This window comes from Cupriavidus sp. PET2-C1, assembly GCF_054515855.1.
This window is the reverse complement of the sequence record NZ_CM137260.1, coordinates 1,150,496-1,167,770: the sequence shown is the minus strand read 5'-3', so window position 1 is coordinate 1,167,770 and position 17,275 is coordinate 1,150,496. Positions and strand designations below refer to the sequence as shown.

14 protein-coding genes are annotated in these 17,275 nt (G+C 66.1%); 1 reads left to right on the top strand and 13 read right to left on the bottom strand.

Translation table 11 applies throughout. The annotated features are described in order from the left end of the window. Nucleotides 1-97: 97 nt before the first annotated feature. From ACX12D_RS25220 to ACX12D_RS25175, 10 genes are all read right to left on the bottom strand, one after another. A complete protein-coding gene (locus ACX12D_RS25220; RefSeq protein WP_459376184.1) occupies nt 98-2,203 on the bottom strand; it encodes an acetate--CoA ligase family protein in 2,106 nt (701 codons plus the stop codon). A gap of 4 nt (nt 2,204-2,207) precedes the next feature. Next, entirely contained in the window at nt 2,208-3,008 is an 801-nt protein-coding gene (locus tag ACX12D_RS25215; protein ID WP_459376183.1) for an enoyl-CoA hydratase/isomerase family protein, read from the bottom strand. 93 nt (nt 3,009-3,101) lie between these two features. Then, nucleotides 3,102-4,037 carry a tripartite tricarboxylate transporter substrate binding protein gene (locus ACX12D_RS25210; RefSeq protein ID WP_459376513.1) on the bottom strand — a complete coding sequence of 312 codons (936 nt, stop codon included), beginning with the start codon at nt 4,035-4,037 and terminating at the stop codon, nt 3,102-3,104. A gap of 245 nt (nt 4,038-4,282) precedes the next feature. Continuing rightward, entirely contained in the window at nt 4,283-5,011 is a 729-nt protein-coding gene (locus ACX12D_RS25205; RefSeq protein ID WP_459376181.1) for a class I SAM-dependent methyltransferase, read from the bottom strand. Between the two features lie 52 nt (nt 5,012-5,063). Next, nucleotides 5,064-6,689, bottom strand: a complete 1,626-nt coding sequence (locus ACX12D_RS25200) for a histidine kinase N-terminal 7TM domain-containing protein (protein WP_459376180.1) — start codon at nt 6,687-6,689, stop codon at nt 5,064-5,066. Nucleotides 6,690-6,829: 140 nt separating this feature from the next. Further along, nucleotides 6,830-8,146, bottom strand: a complete 1,317-nt coding sequence (locus ACX12D_RS25195) for a HipA domain-containing protein (protein ID WP_459376179.1) — start codon at nt 8,144-8,146, stop codon at nt 6,830-6,832. Beyond that, nucleotides 8,143-8,415 carry a helix-turn-helix domain-containing protein gene (locus ACX12D_RS25190; RefSeq protein ID WP_459376178.1) on the bottom strand — a complete coding sequence of 91 codons (273 nt, stop codon included), beginning with the start codon at nt 8,413-8,415 and terminating at the stop codon, nt 8,143-8,145. The genes ACX12D_RS25195 and ACX12D_RS25190 overlap by 4 nt, the downstream gene beginning before the upstream one ends. A gap of 178 nt (nt 8,416-8,593) precedes the next feature. Beyond that, a complete protein-coding gene (locus ACX12D_RS25185; protein WP_459376177.1) occupies nt 8,594-9,769 on the bottom strand; it encodes an acyl-CoA dehydrogenase family protein in 1,176 nt (391 codons plus the stop codon). 141 nt (nt 9,770-9,910) lie between these two features. Beyond that, a complete protein-coding gene (locus ACX12D_RS25180) occupies nt 9,911-11,251 on the bottom strand; it encodes a type II toxin-antitoxin system HipA family toxin (RefSeq protein WP_459376176.1) in 1,341 nt (446 codons plus the stop codon). 2 nt (nt 11,252-11,253) lie between these two features. After that, complete coding sequence (locus tag ACX12D_RS25175) at nt 11,254-11,505, bottom strand: helix-turn-helix domain-containing protein (protein ID WP_459376175.1); 252 nt, start codon at nt 11,503-11,505, stop codon at nt 11,254-11,256. A gap of 258 nt (nt 11,506-11,763) precedes the next feature. Here ACX12D_RS25175 and ACX12D_RS25170 point away from each other — a divergent pair, with 258 nt between their 5' ends. Further along, nucleotides 11,764-13,362 (top strand): AMP-binding protein, encoded by a 1,599-nt coding sequence (locus ACX12D_RS25170; RefSeq protein ID WP_459376174.1) that lies wholly within the window; start codon nt 11,764-11,766, stop codon nt 13,360-13,362. Here ACX12D_RS25170 and ACX12D_RS25165 read toward each other — a convergent pair. The 3 genes from ACX12D_RS25165 to ACX12D_RS25155 form a co-directional block, all read right to left on the bottom strand. After that, nucleotides 13,359-14,216, bottom strand: coding sequence for a helix-turn-helix domain-containing protein (locus ACX12D_RS25165; protein ID WP_441631756.1), 858 nt, complete (start codon nt 14,214-14,216; stop codon nt 13,359-13,361). The genes ACX12D_RS25170 and ACX12D_RS25165 overlap by 4 nt on opposite strands. Before the next feature lie 182 nt (nt 14,217-14,398). Further along, entirely contained in the window at nt 14,399-16,063 is a 1,665-nt protein-coding gene (locus ACX12D_RS25160; RefSeq protein ID WP_459376172.1) for a class I adenylate-forming enzyme family protein, read from the bottom strand. Nucleotides 16,064-16,098: 35 nt separating this feature from the next. Beyond that, nucleotides 16,099-17,271, bottom strand: a complete 1,173-nt coding sequence (locus ACX12D_RS25155) for an ABC transporter substrate-binding protein (RefSeq protein ID WP_441631760.1) — start codon at nt 17,269-17,271, stop codon at nt 16,099-16,101. Nucleotides 17,272-17,275 lie beyond the last annotated feature (4 nt).

Below are 17,275 nucleotides of genomic sequence, written 5' to 3'. Positions count from 1 at the left end.
GGCAGCCGGAATTAAAGCATCGGGGGGGGAGTTTTGCCTCATTTGGCATGACTATGCCAGATCCCCCTGCCCGGCTCCCCTGCCCTGCTCCCTGCAGTCAGCCCGCCATCACAACCACGCCATCTGCCGCCCGCACGCCTTGCGATGCCGGCAGCACGAAGACCGGGTTGATCTCCGCCTCCACCAACTGCTCGCCCAGCGCGGCCGTCATGCTGGAAAACGCCACAATGGCATCGGCCAGCGCTGCAACATCGGCCTTGGGCCGCCCGCGAAAGCCATCCAGCAGCGGCCAGGTTTTCAGTTCCTGGATCATGCCAAGCGCTTCGGCGTGCGACAGCCCACCGGCCGGCGGCAACATGCGCATGGTGGTGTCCTTGAACAGCTCTGCGGCCACGCCGCCCATGCCCAGCAGGATGGCGGTGCCGAGGGCGTCGCGGTGCATGCCAAGGATCATCTCCACGCCGCCGGTGACCATCTCCTGGACGAGGAAGCGCTGGGGCATCACGCCGGTATGCGTTCGCACGTCGTCGGCCATCGCCGGCAACCGCGCCGATACGTCTTGCGGCGTCAGGTTGACGGCGACGCCGCCTACATCGCTCTTGTGCGTGATCTCGGCGCTGAGGACCTTAAGGACCACGCGGGCACCGAGGTCCTTGGCAGCGTTGCTGGCTTCTTGCCCATTGCGTACGACGCGCTCGCGCACCGACGGGATGCCAAAGCGCGCGAAGAGCTGCTTTGCCGCGGCCTCATCCAGCGCGCCACGCGGCAGTTCCCCGGCGATGCTGGCTGGCGCCTTGGCCGGGACGTCAGGCGCCGCGCGCCATTGCCCGGCGCGCAGCATGGCGCTCAGCGCGGCCGTACAACTCTCGGGCGCGCTGAATGCGGGCACGCCGCGCGCGGTCAGCAGGCTGGCCACCTGCGGCGCATGCGGGCTGACGAAGGCCACCACCGGCTTGTCGCTGGTGGGCAGGCAATCCTGAATCGCGCCTGCCATCAGGTCTGGCATGGCCAGGCCGGACGACCCGACGATGACGGCAACGGCGTCATAGCTCGGGCTATCCAGCAGCGCCCGGATTGCGCCGCGCAGCAGGTCCGGCTGCAGGCCTGCCAGGGTGACGTCGATGGGGTTGCGATCCAGTGCCGCGTGATCGCCCTGCTGCAGCGCGCGCAGTCGTTGCGCGGTGGCTTCGTCCGGCGCGGGTGTCTCGAAGCCGGACAACCCGAGGCTGTCCGAAACCAGCGTGCCGGCGCCGCCGGTCGAGGTCAGGATGGCAACCCGGTTGCCGCGCAACGCCCTCCCGGTGGCGAGCGCGGCGGGCATGTCAAGCAGGTCCGCGAAAGTCTGCGCGCGGATCACGCCGGCTTGCCGGAACAGCGCGTCGTACATCCGGTCCGCGCCGGCCAGCGCGCCCGTGTGCGACACCGCGGCGCGTGCCCCCGCTTCGGAGCGGCCGATCTTGAACGCTACCACCGGCTTGCCTGCCCTGGCCGCTTTCAGCGCGGCGGCGCGGAATCGGTCGGGATGGCGCACGCTCTCCACATACAGCGCAATCACGCGGGTGGCCGCATCATCCGCCAGGTAGTCGATGAAATCGGCCAGGTCGAGGTCCGCTTCATTGCTGGTGGAAACCAGCTTGGAAAGCCCGATGCCGCGCGCGGCGGCGCGGGAGAGCAAAGCGCCAAGAATGCCGCCGCTCTGCGAGACCACGCCGATGTTGCCAACGGGGAAATGATCCATCTCCAGCGCCCCGCTGGCGGAGAGCGGGATATTGTCGGTGAGGTTGACCAGGCCGATGGTGTTGGGGCCGAGCAGGCGCATGGCGCCGGCTGCCTCGATCAGCTCGGCCTGGCGGCGCGCGCCTTCGGCGCCCGTCTCCGAGTAGCCGCTGGCCAGCACGATGGCGGCGCCGGTGCCGAGTGCGGCCAGTTCGCGCACGGCCAGGTGGGCGCGCTGCGCGCCCAGCAGGACGATGCCCACATCCGGCACTTCCGGCAACGCGTCGATATCAGCATAGCAGCGGATGCCGTCAATCTCGCCCACCTTTGGGTTGACCGGGTAGATGGCGCCGGCGAAGCCGTGCTTTCTCAGGTAGGCGACCGGGCGCCCGGCGGTCTTGGCCGCATCGGCGGAAGCGCCGATGATGGCGACGCTGCGCGGCTTGACCAGGCGGGCGATGGCAGAGCGTGCGTTATCTGCGTCCATGGCGTCAGGCCTGTTCCTTTCCAGCCATCTTGGCCAGGAATGCCCGCACGGATTCCCGATGCTCGGCGCTGGTGTAGCAGATGCCCTGTGCCTGGCTGCCCTGCGCGAATACCTGTTCGGCCGGCAACTCGAAGGCCTGGTTCAGGATGGACTTGCCCAGCGCCAGGGCAGTTGCGGAGCCCTGGCTCAGTTCCGCCGCCCAGGCTCTGGCGCTGGGCAACAGCGCCTCCGGCTTGCTCACGCGATCCGCTATGCCCAGCTGGAGGGCCTCTGCGGCATCGACCTTGCGCCCGCTGAAGATCAGCTCCTTGGCCTTGGACAGCCCGGTGCGGCGCGGCAGGAAGTACATGCCGCCGCCGTCCGGGATCAGGCCACGGTGGATATATGACCAGGCGAAACTGGCGCTTTCCGATGCCACTACAAAATCGCAGCTCATGGCCATATCGGCACCCAGCCCGGCGGCGGCGCCATTGACCGCGGCAATGGTGGGCTTGGGCATGTTGTGCAGCAGCGCCACGGTATGGTGCACCCGTTGCTGGCGCGACCAGCCGTTGAACGCCACCTCGCCCGCCGGCGCATCCATGCGCCGCTGCATGCCGGCTATATCGCCGCCTGCGCAGAAGCCTTTGCCGTTGCCGGTGAGCACCAGCGCCCGAATGGTCTTGTCCTGCGTGACGTGCTCCAGGGCGGCGATCAGCTCGGTGCGCATGTCGTCGGTCATGGCGTTGCGCTTTTCAGGGCGGTTCAGCGTCAGGGTGGCGATCCCGGCGTCGATGTCGAGCGTGATCAGTGAAGTGGTGTTCATGGTGGGTCTCTCTATCTGTGTTTTATGTTTTGTGCTTCGTGCTTCGTGCTCTGTATGTTTTGCGTGCGCGATGCGCAATCAAGGGCTGCCGGACTACTCTGCGGTGATCTTGGCTTGCTTGACCACCTGGCTCCAGCGAACCTCCTCGGCGCGCACATAGCGGCCGAATTCCTCGGGCGTTCCCGCGCTGACTTCCAGGCCTTCTGTTTCGGCGCGCTTGCGGAACGCCTCGGTCTGCACCGCTTTCCTGGCGGCGGCGTTCAGGCGGGCAATCACCGGGGCGGGCGTGCCTGCCGGCACGAAGAGCCCGTACCAGCTTTCGGCCACGTAGCCGGGCACGCCGCTTTCCGCGATGGTGGGGACCTTCGCCAGCACCGGGCTTGTCGAGCGCTTGGCCGTGGTCACTGCGATCGCGCGCAGCTTGCCGTTCTCAAGCAATGACCCGACTGCGGAGGCCGTGGCGAACATCACATCCACCTGGCCGCCCAGCAAGTCGGTGATGGCCGGGCCGGCGCCTCGGTAGGGAATGTGATTGAGGTCGACTTTGGCCAGTGACTTGAACAGTTCACCCGCGAGGTGCGCGGAGGTGCCAGGGCCCTGCGATGCAAACGAGATCTTTCCTGGCTTGGCCTTGGCGGCAGCGATCAGGTCCTGCACCGTCTTGTAGGGGCTGTCGGGGCGAACCACCAGCACGTTGGGCGACTGGCCTACCAGCATCACCGGCGCAAATGCCTTGTCGGTGGCGTAGGGCAGCTTGGCGTGGATGCTCGGGTTGACCGCGTGCGCAAACGTGGCCATCACCATGGTGTAGCCATCTGGCGCGCTCTTGGCCACCGTGTCGGAGCCGATGATGGTGCCGCCGCCCGGCTTGTTGTCGATGATCACGGGCTGGCCGAGATCCTGCGACATTGTCACGCCCATGGTCCTGGCGATCAGGTCGGTCCCACCGCCCGGGGCGAAGGGCACGACGAGGCGAATGGGCTTTTCCGGGAAGGCTGCGGCGTTGGCAGCCGGCGCCAGCGCGCCCATGGCGGCAAGCGGAATGGCCAACGTGGCCAGCGCCCGGTTGAAGAGGGGAAATGAGTTAGGCACTTGCGTCTCCGTCTGGGTTTCTTGACGGGACAGGTGCCATGTCTTTGCCCTGCCCGCCGTTTATCGATGAACCCAGATTAAGCGCAAATACGGTCGAATACAGCCCTACATTTCCACACAGTGGAATTGAGATCAGGCCTCGGCGGCCATACTTGGGGCCTGCATTGCCGCCCGCCCGACCGCTACCGGCATCCCGAGACGACTGTCACGACAAGCGGCCGCGGCAACATCCCGGATGCGTCAAGATGCCGTCCCACGTAGTCACGCAGGTCAGCCTCAATGGCGGCGTGGAGCGATGTCGGCACCTCTTCCCACAAGCGCATCGACCGCGCGTGCGCAACCGCGTGGTCGATGGAGAGCGATTCCATCGTTTGGATCCGGTCTTCCCGGACCGCGTGAAAGCCGCCGGCGGCCAGCGTCCCGGCAGGCTGGTATTCGGCTTTGGGCCGCGCCTGGCTCAGTGCCACGTGGCGGCCGACGATGTCAACGATGGCCTCGCGAAAATCGCTCGCGTCGTTCTTGTTGACGACAACGAAGGCCGCGCCTGGCATCAATACGCGGCGGATGTTTCGCACTGACGCATCGTCCGAGAACCAGTGGAACGCGCCGAAGGCGGTCGCCCCGCTGAATGCCGCATCGGCAAAGTCCAGGCGATCGGCGCCCATGACGTGGTACGTGCCCGCTTGCCCCAGCCGGCGCGCCTCGTCGATCATGTCCGGGTCAATGTCGATCCCGACCGGGCGAAAACCGCACGCGGTCAGTTGCCGGGTGGCGATGCCAGTGCCGCATCCGATGTCGAGGATGGCTTGCGTCTGTGCCGCCGCCAGAATATCTGCGACCTTGTCCATCACAGCCGTGCTGTAGGACTGGCGTGCCTGGTTGTAGATGGCAGCGGATTCGCCGAATGACATGAGTGGGGTACTCCTGAGGTGATGGCCGGTCAGGCCAATCCATGGAAGACGTTCAGCCCGGGTACGCAGGCGACGCCACCGGGTTGTGCATCATGAAGCGGTCGCGGCCGTTGCGCTTGGCCCCGTACATGGCGGCGTCGGCTTTTTCGAGCAGGAATTCCAGCGCTGGCGACGCCGGGATTTCGCAAACCGCGCCGACGCTGATGGTGACACACGGGTGCTCTGGCCAGCCGCCATGCGGCAACGCCAGCGAGCGCACGGCATTGAGCAGGCGCAGGCCGACTTCCCGTGTTTTGGCTGGCGTGATCGCTGGCAGCACGATGGCGAACTCTTCGCCGCCAACGCGGGCGCAGAAGTCACCGGGGCCGTTGCGCATGGCTTCGCCGATGGCGGCGGCAACGCGGCGCAGGCATTCGTCGCCATGCACATGGCCGTGGAGATCGTTGTACTGCTTGAAGTAATCGACGTCGATGATCAGCAGGCCGACTGGAATGCCTCGCTCAAATGCGTCGGCAATCGCGACGGCGGCCTCGCGCTGGAAGTAGCGCCGGTTGCGCGCGCCGGTGAGCGCATCGCGATAGAGGTCCGCCTCGATGCGTGAGAGCTTTTCCTCGGTCTCGCCGAGCCGCACCGCCAGGCTGGAGTTTTCCAGCGTCAACGCGTGCTCGCGCGAGCGAAAGCGCGTGACGTCGCGCAGAAACACAATGATCCCGACCGGCTGCCGGTTCAGGTTGCGCACCGAATCCACGGTGAGCTCGTAGTCGACGCGCGCCTCCGAAATCAGGTGCGAGCCGCCGCTGCCGGGCGCGCCGCTGCGGCTGGCGGCAATCGCGTCGCGCCAGGCCGGCGGAAACGTGCTGCCCCGCTCCACTTCCACCAGCAGGCGCCGCGCGGCGGGGTTGAAGTCGACGATGATGTCGTTGGCATTGACGATCACGCAGCCCTCTTGCAAGGCATCGAAGACCCTGAGCCTGGCGTAGTGGCCAACGTCATCCAGATGCCTGCGCAGCGCGCATACCCACACCAGCACCGCCGTCACCGCGAAGGTGGCGGGGGTCAGGTCGCCGCCCAGCGGCCCCGTCCATCCGCGCAAGTACGCGATATTGGCCACCAGCGGCAACGCCAGGCCGCCCGCAAGTACCGCCCTTCCCCCGCGGGTCAGGCTGCTGCTTGGTACCCGGGCCGTCAGCAGGAAGTAAACGCTGATCAGCAACAGCAGGTAGGTGTAGGCGGCCGCCGCGGCGTATCCCGGGCCATGGCCGAAGACGGCGCCCGGCGGCGCGCCCCCCGGCACCAGCTGGATCGATGTCCAGATCAGGTGGTGCCGTTCGTTGGTAAAGACCAGGGCCAGCGTCACGATATTGATGACGATGGGCAGACAGAGCAGCGACCAGGGAATGACGAATCTTGGCCGGCTGAGCTGGATCATGGCGCAGAGCCAGCCGATGGGCACGGCGACAATGCCTACATATTGCACCTTGGCCCACAAGATGCGTGTTGCCAGGTCGGCGGAGTTCAACTCGAGCAGGCGGCCGCCGCTCCATAGCGCGCTCCCCAGGGCCAGCGCCAGGAAGGCCTTGACGATGGGGTCGTCCCGCCGCGTCCAGGTTGCGACGGCAACCGTTAGACTTCCGACGACCGCAAAGGTGAGACAAAGGACTAGGGGATACGAAGGCATTCGGCCGGTTCCAGGACACGCCCGCCGGTAGCGCCAGCGGTGGGTTCTCCGGGCGGATTATAAAGCGGCGCGGCGGGGCTGGTCCGCGTCGCGGCTAGGCGGCGGCGCTTCCCGGGACGAATGGCCTCTTGTGCTGGCCGCTATGCTGTCGCACCTCGTATTGGCCGTCTAAGCCGTTCGGACATCTCCTTGAGTGGCATGGCCAGTATGGCATTGAGCAGCCGGCTTTCGCCGCCATCCGGCGTGGCTTCGGCTTCGACTTGCGTTCGGACCTCATTCGTAGCCTGCGCTACGGCAGCCATCACTGCGTCGAGCTCATAGGCTGCCGCCGTTGGACTCAACCCAAGTTCCTGCCCCGCTTGAATCAGGTCGGTGCGCTGGAGGTCGCCGTAATGCCTGGCGGCCCCGATCGGCATGGACAATTCGGAGTCCGGCCAGTACGGAGCGGTGTCGCGAAAGTTCTTGGTGTCGTACACCACCGTGCTGACGATATCGTAGAACGGGGCAAGGCTGTAGCCGTCGGGATCCGCGAAGAACGACAGGTTCTTCATATGCGCGTCGCCGTTGCCAACCAGCACGTTGAACACAATCCAGCGGTAAATAGCCAGGCGCGAGGCGGCGCGGGTACGTGTCAGCTCGATCAGCGCTCTCAGGGTCTGCGTCGAGGCTTGCGTGTACTTTAGTGTGCGGCTCTTGCCACGCAATTGCATGCCGTCAATGACATGCCGGCGCCGCACCTGGCCCTGCAGCGATTCACGATCGAAACGGGAAATAACGAAAACCGGCGCGGGCACGCGCAGGAACGTAGTGGCTGGCACCGGCAGACCCACGCGCGCAGCCAGCCGTATGCAGAAGAACTCATTGATGGCGGTATGTGGCCATGCGGTAGAGCGCGCTTCCGGCTTCAGGATATGGGTGGAAGGCTCTGCGCCGATGGGTTCCAGCAAGAGCCGCTCTCCTTGCCTGCCCTCCAGGATTGCGGCCAGCTTGTGCTGCGCGCCACCCACCGACATATGCTTGGGCGCCTTCGCGTCAAGCGGGCGCCGCGGCAGATCCGTGATACGGCGGTGAAGTTCTTCGAACGATAGCGGCACCCGGCCTGCGCCGGGTTCCTGCTGGCCCGGCGCCAGAAGCGTGATGGCCCCGGCCGATTCCGCGCCATAGTACGCCAGCATGCCCCATGCGTCTTCGATATCGAGCCTTGCCGTGCTGGCGAGCACGGCGCGTTGGCCCTCTTCCGGCAAGAGGTTGTCGAAGAAGTACTGCACGGGACGATCGGAACTGGTATCGACCTGAAGTGCCGGCCCTAGGGGAAGACTAGGGCTCAGGGCGAAGCGCCCGGGATGATTCAGCCAGTCCGCGTCGTAGGCAAACGTCCAAACCCCGTTGTTGTCCGCCACTTCACCGATTTTTATGCCGTTGGCAAAGGCGATGAGCGTGCGCTCTTCTTCGCTCATTTACGCACTCGCCGGTTGACGAGCGCGTCTTTGTCCGCCATCAGTTGCTGGACGCCGGGAGCCTCGCCGAACAACGTCACGCCAAGCTCCTGGAGCAGGAGCAGCACCTTGCCGATTTGCGCGGTCTCCTTGCCACGTTCAACCGCTGAGATAAAAGCTGGCGAGAGGCCTGTGGCGCGCGCCAGTTCGTCGCGCGTGAGCTTCTGGGTCATGCGCGCAGCGCGGGCGAGCTGGCCAAGGCTTGCGGTTGCGGTAATAAGGTGCTGCATAGCGCCTTTCGTCGTGTTGATAACGTATCAGTACGACGACATTATAGTGGGCTATCAAGCGGAATTCCAGATATGGGATTCGATCTAATACGTTAGCTTGGTGATTGTTGGTTTTGCTTCTTAAAAAGCATGATCGAATACGTTAATCGCTATTCTAGCCACCACCCCGCTGCCCCCCTCAAAATCCCAACTGCCGCGCGGCCAGGTCTTTCATGATTTCCTCCGACCCGCCGCCGATCATCATGACCTTGACCTCGCGGTATACCCGCTCGCTCAGGGTGCCACGCATGAAACCCATACCGCCCAGGATCTGCACGGCCTGGTCGGCGCAGAACTGCATGGCCTGGGTGGCCTGGATCTTGGCCATGCAGGTGCGCGCCACCAGTTGCGCCGGGTCTCCGGCCTGATGCTGCACACGGTAAGCCAGGTCGTAGACGAGGTTGCGGGCGGCTTCGATGCGCAGGGCCATGTCGACCAGCTTGTGGCGGATCACCTGGCGCTCCACCAGCGGGTGGCCGAAGGTGCTGCGCTGGCGCGCCCAGTCGAGTGCTTCCTGCAGGCAGGCTTCGGCATAGCCATAGGCGCTGGCGCTCATCCCCAGCCGCTCGGCGTTGAAGTTGCGCATGATGATCTGGAAGCCGCGGTTCTCTTCGCCAATCAGGTTGGCGGCCGGGATCCGGCAGTTGTCGAAGTGCAGATGGGCGGTGTCGGAGGCGAGCCAGCCCATTTTCTTGAGTTCGGTGCGGGTCAGGCCGGGCGGGTTGCCTTCGATCAGCAGCAGGGAGATGCCGCCCGCGCCCTTGTTGGCGGGATCGGTGCGCACCGCGGTGGTGATGAAGTCGGCGCGCATGCCGGAGGTGATGAAGGTCTTCTCACCGTTGACGATGTAGTGGTCGCCGTCGCGCACGGCCGTGGTCTTCAGGCTGGCCACGTCGGAGCCGCCGCCGGGCTCGGTAATGGCCAGGGCGGCGATCTTGTCGCCAGCGATGACCGCGGGCAGCACGCGTTCCTGCAGCGCCGGGCTGCCGGCCGCCACAATGGGCGGCACGCCGATGGAGTGGGAGTGCAGCGATGCGTTGACGCCGCCGGAGCCGCAGCGGGCAAACTCTTCCGCCTGGATCAGGTGATAGAAGATGTCGCCGGGCGTGCCGCCGAAGTGTTCCGGATAACCGAGCCCGAGCAGGCCGACTTCCGCGGCGCGGCGGTACAGCGAGCGGGGAAAGGTCCCGGCTTCGTCCCAGTCGTTCACATACGGCGTGATCTCGCGGGCGACGAAGTCGCGCAGCGTGCTGCGGAACTGTTCGTGCTCGGCGGTGAAATAGTGCGCAAGGGGCGGCAGGGTCAGGAGGCGCATCGTGGGTCCTGTCAGTGGGCTATCGGGTCGGGGGTGGCGTGCGGCATGCAAGCCGGCATCCCTCGACCATAGGCCGCGCCGTGCACTTCGTCTTGCGCTTAGTGGTTGGCCTGGGCAAACCCAACCCACCGCTTAGCCAGGCTAGCCAGGCGGCATGCGATCAAGCTGCCGGGCGGACGCATCCAGCCCTTGCAGGATGCTGTCCGCCACCTTTTGCGGGAAGCCTTCCGGCAAGGCGGCGCTGACCGTGGCAATGACCGCCGGCGTCTGCGCAATGAGCCGCTGAACGATGCCTTCGGCATCCGGGCCGTGGAAGCACTTGGGCGCCATGGCGTTGAAATGCCTGCGCTGCACGTCCTTGAACAGGTAGTGCCGGTTCTTGCCGGCCACCGCCATGGCCAGCTTGGCCTTGTGCCATGACCACTGGTTTGCCCCATTGCCAACCACCGGCCAGATCGACATCACGTCATAGAGCGGCGTCATCCGGTAGCGCCCGCCCGGCAGCAGGCGGATGCTGAAATTCTTGGCATGCCCGTCGGGCGCCGCCAGCATCCAGAACAGGATCTGCGTGGTGAGGAAGATCTCCAGGTCGTCGTCGGCATGGGTCGATTGCCGCAGGATCTGGGCGATGTCGCGCATGCCCGGGCCGCCATCCGCTTCGTACTTCAGGTGCGGGGCGACGCCGAGCGCCTGGCAGAAATCCTCCTGTGGCAGGCGCAGGATCCAGCCTCCCGAGGAATGCATCTGCCGGTCGAAGCGCTGCACGCTCAGGACCTTCTGGCTGGCGAAGGTCTTGATTTCGCTATGCGCCACCGGCAGGCCATAGGCGGCGAGGATGGTCAGGCAGAGCCACTCGTTCTCGACCGAGGTGGTGAGGTCGGCCCGCTTGTTGCCCACCAGCCCGAGCGGCAGCTTGAGGATGTGGGTGGTGGGCGTGGCGCCATGGGGCTTCATCCACTGGTTGCCGTGCCACAGCAGCGCGGTCTTTTCCTGCGCGCCGGCCAGGGAGATGCGGAAGTCATCGTCATCGTCCTGCGCGCCCATGCCGGTGGGGCTGACCGTCTGCCGCAGCAGCTTTTCAATATCGGTGTCGGATTGCGGCGTACCGTCGATGCGGTCATGGCCCGCTGGCTGTTCGTTCTCGCCGAGCAATTGCACGGCGCCGACGCAATCGCGGCCGATGGCCTCCAGCAGGTCGAAGGCTTCCGTGGTTGCCGCCTTGAAACGCGTGGCCAGGCGCTTGCGGATGGCATCGCTGTCGGGCAGCAGGTTGTCGAAGTAGTTGCGCACCCGGTCGCCCTTGAGCGGGGAGGTATCGACGCCGAAGGGCAACGACAGGGAGAGTGGGCGCCCGGCGGGCGAGGCCAGCCAGCCTGGGTCGTACTGCAACTCCATGTCGCCCCGCGTGGGGATGCGCCACGTCCCTACCCGCTCGCCATTGGCCCATACCGACAACGCCCGCGCATGCGATCTGCGGCCCATGGCTACCACTCCACCGGCGAGGCTTCGGCGCCCGCCGCGCGTTTATCCTGCACGACGAGTTCCAGGCCGAGCACGCTGATCAGGGCCAGCAACTGGTCGGCGCTGATGCTGCCCGGGTTGAGCTCCATGTGGGAGATGCGGCTCTGGCTGACATCCAGCCGCGTGGCAAGGTCGGTCTGGGACAGCTTGGCGGCACGCCGTGCGGATTGCAGCACTTGCCCGAGCTGGCTGGGAGTGGTGAGCAGCTGTTTCATCTTGGTGATCCGGAGTTACCCATGAAATGCGTAATTTCACTTTACAAACAATATGGGTAAATTGCAAATACCAATTTAATGGGTATTCTTCAATTACCCATGTCATGCGTAACGGATGTCCGCCGAGCTGTCGCCATGCGCCGCGACCCAGCCACTTTCCGCAAGCCTTGCCCCACGCTACTTGGCTACGCTTGCCGCTCTGACCTGCCCCGGGTCCTTGCCGCATCCAACTTGACATCCAACGCCAGGAGAGTCCGCATGATTGCCAACCCGCCGCCCGCCACCATTGGTGCCGCCCTCCGCCAGGCCAGCCAGCGGTGGGGCCAGCGCACTGCCTACCTCTGCGGGCAGCAGGCCCACGGCTTTGCCGAGATGGAGGCCAGCTCCGCGCGGCTTGCCTGTGGCCTGCTTGGCCTGGGCATCGCCCGTGGCGAGCGCATCGGCGTGATCGGCCTGAACCAGATCGAGTGGCTGCAGCTGTTCTTTGCCGCGACGCGCATCGGCGTGGCGGTGGTGGGCCTGAGCGTGCGCTACCGCGACAACGAGATCGAGCATATGGTCAACGACAGCGCGGTCAAGGCGGTCTTCACGGTGCCGGAGTGCGAGGGTTTCGATTTTCCAGGCATGCTGGCACGGCTGGCGCCGCGCATGCCGGGCTTGTCGCATGTGGTGCTGATCGACGCGGCGCCATCGGCCGCCACCGGCGCACTGCGGCTTTCCACGCTGCTGGCCACCGCGCCGGACCCGGCCGTGCTGGAGGCCGCCGAGGCCCAGGTCATGCCGGAGGACCTGGCCATGGTGATCTACACTTCGGGCACCACCGGGCGGCCAAAGGGCGCGGGACTGTCCCATCGCAGCATGCTGGCGGCGGCCCTGGCGCAAGCGCGCCATGTGCGCACGACCGAGGCCGACCAGCTACAGCTGGCCCTGCCCTTGAACCACGTGGGCGGCATCACCTGCGGGGTGCTGAACTTCCTGCTGGGCGGCGGCACTTGCGAGCTCGTGCCAGCCTTCAAGGCGGACCTGGTGCTCGCCAGGATGCGCCAGCACCCGCCCACCATCTTCTCGGGCGTGCCGACCATGGCCACGCTGCTGCTGATGCATCCCGACTCGGCCAAGGTGGACTTCTCCTCCGTGCGGCTCGTGATCGTGGGCGGTGCCACCGTGGATGCCGCCCTGCTGGAGCAGCTGCAGGCCCGCATGCCGCAGGCGACGGTGATGAACCTGTACGGCCTCTCGGAATCCTCTGGTGCGATTGTCATGACGCCCTGGGACGCGCAGCGCCAGGACCTGATGCAATCGATCGGCCGTGTGTTCGATACCGCCGAGGTACGGGTGGTCTCGTTTTCCGGCGAAAGCGTGGCCGCTGGCGAAATCGGCGAGCTCTGTTTCCGTGGCGCGGGCGTTTGCCCGGGCTATGTGGGCAGCGCGGCCGGGGCGGACGGATTCGATGCCCAGGGCTGGCTGCATTCGGGCGACCTGGGCTATGTGGACGAACGCGGCTATATCCACCTGAAGGGGCGCAAGAAGGATATGTATATCCAGGGCGGCTTCAACGTCTATCCGGCCGAGATCGAAGGCGTGATCGCGCGGCACCCGGCGGTGATGATGGTCGCCGGCATTGGCGTGCCCGACCCCGTGCTGGGTGAGATTGGCCGCTATTACATCGTGCCCAAGCCCGGCTGCCAGGTCACCGAGCAGGAAATCCGCGCGTATTGCGGGACCCGCCTGGCCGATTACAAGGTGCCGCGCCAGGTGGTGCTGCGCGATGCGCTGCCGCTCACGCCGGCCGGCAAGATCCTCAAAGCGGCCTTGCGCACGGAGGACGCGCCGGATACCCCTGCCCGGCCCGCCTAGCCGGGCATGCCGCTGCCCACCTCCGCACGCTCGCCAATCAGGGCGAGCTTGCGCGAGCCGGCAAAGATATCGCTGGGTTTGAGCCCGAAAGCCTGGCGGATGGAGTGGCTGAAGTGGGTGGAATCCGGATAGCCGGTATCCAGCGCCACATGCGCCAGGTTGGAGTTCTGGGTGACGTAGTGCAGCAAGCTGCGGGCGCGCTTCCAGGTCCGGAAGCTGCGGAACGGCGTGCCGACATCCTCCTTGAACAGATGCAGGAAGCGCGAGAAGGACAGATGGGCCGATGCGGCGCATGACTCGGCCGTGGCCGTGGCCGACGGCGCATTGCGGATGCGCTGCACCGCGGCCTCGATACGCGGGTCCAGCTTGCGCGGCGCCAGCGCGTGCCCGAAGAAAATCTGGTCGAAGCTGTCGGCCTGCAGTTCCAGCTCCCGGCCGCGCTCGCTCAGGTAGGCATGCGCCTGGCGCACATGGCGCACAAAGGCCGGGTCGTCCACCGGCCCTGCCCGCTCGCGTATCACCGGCGGCAGGCGCGCCAGGTCGATGCTCTCCGCTTCCAGCGCGAGGTCGCAGATCATGCGGTCGTCGCAAGCGACCGAGTGCGGCATGTACGCCGGCACCACCGCCAGTTCCGTGGATGCCCAGGGCCCGTCGTCAAACCGGATGCGAATGGGTGCGCGCAAAGCCACATAAATCAGCAGCCCACCCATGGTGCGGACCGAAGGCGAGCCAAGCAGGCCGGCGTAGAACAGCCTGTCGGGGGTGAGCCACATCACCCGGCCGGCTCCGTCCCTGGCGCCAGACGCCACGGTCGTCGCTGGCGGGCACGCAATGCCTTGTGCTTGCATCCGCATGTCCTTGTCTCCTGCTGGCGCGGTCCGCGCACCGATGGGGGCGTCGCCAGGCCTGCCAGTTATTTGCTCTCGGTGCGCCGCCATGATGCGATGCAAAAATGCGACGCAAAAAGCAGCGTAGCCGGGGCTGCCGGCTACGTCTTGCGTCAGGTGGCTATGCCCGCCACAGGCTGGCCCGGTGCTCAGCCCTTGTCATGGCGCTCTTCATGGTGCTCTTTGTGGTGCTCTCTGTGCTGCTCATCGTAATGCTCGCGATACTGCTGGCGCAACGCAAACTTCTGGATCTTCCCGGTGGAAGTGGCCGGCAATGCCGCCAGCAGCAGCACTGCCTTGGGCACCTCGAAGCCGCCCAGGTGGGCCTTGCAGTGCGCGCCGAGCTCGTCCTCCTCCACCCGCGTGCCGGGCTTCAGGGTCACGAAGGCCGTCACCGCCTCACCCCAGCGCGCATGCGGCAGCCCGACCACCGCCACATTGGCCACGGCGGCATGGCGCAGCAGTACTTCTTCGACCTTGATCGAGGGCACGTTTTCGCCTCCGCTCTTGATCATGTCCTTGATGCGGTCGAGGAAAAGCAACTGGCCATCCTCGTCCAGCACGCCAAGATCGCCGGAGTGATGCCAGCCAAAGCGCTGCACGCGGGCGGTAGCCTCAGGGTCCTTGTAATAACCCAGCATCACGTTCGGCCCGCGAAACACGATCTCGCCGGGTTCGCCCGGGCCGAGCAGCCGGCCGTCGTCGCTCATCACCGCCACCTCGTTGACCACCGTGCCCACGCCCCAGAAGGCGCCAAAGCGCTTGCGCTGCTCCTGCGCCTCGAAGATGGTGGCCGCCGGGTACATCTCGGTCTGGCCCGAGCACAGGACAAAGTTGGGGCAGAACGCGTCAAGCAGGCGCAGCAGCAGGTTCTTGGGCAGCGGCGCCATGCCGTAGATGCACAGCCGCACGCTGGAGAGGTCGGTCGCGCCGAACTGCGGGTGCTCCAGCATGGCCCGGTACATCATCGGCAGCGCCACCACCACGGTGACGCGGTGCCGGGCCAGGTCCGCCAGCACCCGGGCCGGATCGAAGCCGCGCCCGATCACCACGGCATGGCCGCCCAGCAGCGCGCTCATGGTATTGCCGTGCTGCGCGCAGTGGAACATGGGCAGCAGGCAGGTAAAGACCTCCCGCGCCGTCCCGCAGCCGGTATCGACCAGGTTGGCCGCCAGCACCGAATGCACCGAGGCGTGGGAATGCATGACGCCCTTTTGCGGGCCGGTGGTGCCGCTGGTGTACATGATCTGCGCCAGTTGGCCGCTGGCGATGTCCACATCTGGCAGCGTGGCCGGCTGGCCGGCCAGCGCGTCGGCATGCCGGGTAACCGCCAGCCCGGCTAGCGGGGCCAACCCGGCCATCTCGCCTGCCACCTCGCCCGCCGGCTCCAGCAACACGACGGGAATGCGCGACGCCGCGACCAGCTCGCCGATGCCGGGCCGCGCCAGCACGGACGCGTCCGCCACCAGGCGCGTCACCTCCGCGTGTTCCAGGATGTACTGGATCGCATCCGGCGCTAGCGCCGTGTTGATCGGCACCCACACCATGCCCGCTTTCTGGATGCCCAGCAGCGCCACGATCATGTCGATCGAGTTGTTGCACAACATGCCGACACGCTCTGCGCTGCGCATGCCCTGGGCCAGCAGGTAGTGGGCAAACTGGTTGGTGGCGGCGTCCAGCGCCGTGTAGCTGAGGCTGTGGTCGCCCTCGATCAATGCCGTCCGGGCGCCGAAGCGCCGGGCGCAACGGTGGATCACATCGCCCAGGGCGATGCGCCCGATGCGCTCGCGCGCCTGTTCCGTTGCAGTGCTCATGGTTGTCTCCTGTTGTTCATGGATGCCGCGCCCGCTCAGTTCATCTTGGGCGGCGGCAGCAGGTCGCTGGCCGGGATCCACTTGTCGCCAGCCACCTTCATGATGCGGATGCGGTCGTTGCTCAGGCGGTTGGTGGCGGAGACATTGAAGCCCGGGTTGCCCAGCGCGTCCTGCGGCAGCTTGGTCGACTCCATGGCGGCGTTGAAGGACTCCGCGCTCAGGTTGCGCCCGGCCTTGTCGGCGATGGTGGCGAAGGTGGTGTAGGCGTAGTAGCTGAACATCGAGTACACGCCCGGGTCTTCATTGAAGCGCTTCTTGTAGGCGGCCGCCCATTGCCGTACCGCCGGGTTTGCATCGTCCGCATAGGGCAGCATGATGAAGGCCGCCGCGTGCAGGCCTTCCATCGCCTTGCCGCCCAGCAATGGCACCTGGTGCGCGTAGTTGGCCGAGGTGCCGGCGAAGACCGGGTTGAAGCCGATCTTGCGCGCCTCCTGGACGGAGGCGATGTACTCGCGCATCGTGGAGGCGTTGAACACCAGGTCGCAGTTGGCCGCCTTGAGCCGCGCCATCTGCGAGGAAAAATCGGTGGCGCCGCGCTTGTATGACACCTTCTCCACCAGGGTCATGTTCCTGGTCTTGAGGTAGGCCTGCACGCCCTCCACCGACTCCCGCCCGTAGTCGTCGTCCTGGTACAGCGCGCCCACCCGCTGGTAGGGCTTCTGTTTGAAGAAGTAATCCATGATGGTGGTGGACATCAGGAAGTTGGACGGCCCCAGCGCGATCTTGTACGGGCTGGCCGGCTCATACATGTCGCGCGCGGCGCTCTGCGGCATGAAGTTGAAGACCTTGCTTTGCACCAGGAACGGCAGCGTGGCCATATTGGGCGCGGTGCCCAGGTGGCCGATGATGGCAAACACGCCATCCTGCGTGACCAGCTTCTGCGCGGCCAGCACGGCGCGCTTGGGCTCGTAGCCGTTGTCTTCCACCACCACCCGCAGCTTGCGCCCCTGCACGCCGCCGCGCGCGTTGATCTCCTCCACGGCCATGGTCATGCCGTTGCGCGACTCCTTGCCGTAGTTGACGATCGGCCCGGACATATCGGTGATCAGGCCGAGCACGATTTCCTTGTCGGTGACGCCGCGCGTCTGCGCACTCGCACCGGCGCTGAGCGCGAGCGCAATGGCGGCGATGGTGGTCTTCAAGATCATGGTT

Excerpts from the sequence above, each read along its gene's own strand:
- ACX12D_RS25215 (WP_459376183.1), bottom strand. The coding sequence starts at position 3,008 with ATGAACACCACTTCACTGATCACGCTCGACATCGACGCCGGGATCGCC.
- ACX12D_RS25210 (WP_459376513.1), bottom strand. The coding sequence starts at position 4,037 with ATGGGCGCGCTGGCGCCGGCTGCCAACGCCGCAGCCTTCCCGGAAAAG.
- ACX12D_RS25190 (WP_459376178.1), bottom strand. The coding sequence starts at position 8,415 with ATGCAGCACCTTATTACCGCAACCGCAAGCCTTGGCCAGCTCGCCCGC.
- ACX12D_RS25220 (WP_459376184.1), bottom strand. The coding sequence starts at position 2,203 with ATGGACGCAGATAACGCACGCTCTGCCATCGCCCGCCTGGTCAAGCCG.
- ACX12D_RS25200 (WP_459376180.1), bottom strand. The coding sequence starts at position 6,689 with ATGCCTTCGTATCCCCTAGTCCTTTGTCTCACCTTTGCGGTCGTCGGA.
- ACX12D_RS25170 (WP_459376174.1), top strand. The coding sequence starts at position 11,764 with ATGATTGCCAACCCGCCGCCCGCCACCATTGGTGCCGCCCTCCGCCAG.
- ACX12D_RS25205 (WP_459376181.1), bottom strand. The coding sequence starts at position 5,011 with ATGTCATTCGGCGAATCCGCTGCCATCTACAACCAGGCACGCCAGTCC.
- ACX12D_RS25160 (WP_459376172.1), bottom strand. The coding sequence starts at position 16,063 with ATGAGCACTGCAACGGAACAGGCGCGCGAGCGCATCGGGCGCATCGCC.
- ACX12D_RS25155 (WP_441631760.1), bottom strand. The coding sequence starts at position 17,271 with ATGATCTTGAAGACCACCATCGCCGCCATTGCGCTCGCGCTCAGCGCC.
- ACX12D_RS25165 (WP_441631756.1), bottom strand. The coding sequence starts at position 14,216 with ATGCGGATGCAAGCACAAGGCATTGCGTGCCCGCCAGCGACGACCGTG.
- ACX12D_RS25175 (WP_459376175.1), bottom strand. The coding sequence starts at position 11,505 with ATGAAACAGCTGCTCACCACTCCCAGCCAGCTCGGGCAAGTGCTGCAA.
- ACX12D_RS25195 (WP_459376179.1), bottom strand. The coding sequence starts at position 8,146 with ATGAGCGAAGAAGAGCGCACGCTCATCGCCTTTGCCAACGGCATAAAA.
- ACX12D_RS25180 (WP_459376176.1), bottom strand. The coding sequence starts at position 11,251 with ATGGGCCGCAGATCGCATGCGCGGGCGTTGTCGGTATGGGCCAATGGC.
- ACX12D_RS25185 (WP_459376177.1), bottom strand. The coding sequence starts at position 9,769 with ATGCGCCTCCTGACCCTGCCGCCCCTTGCGCACTATTTCACCGCCGAG.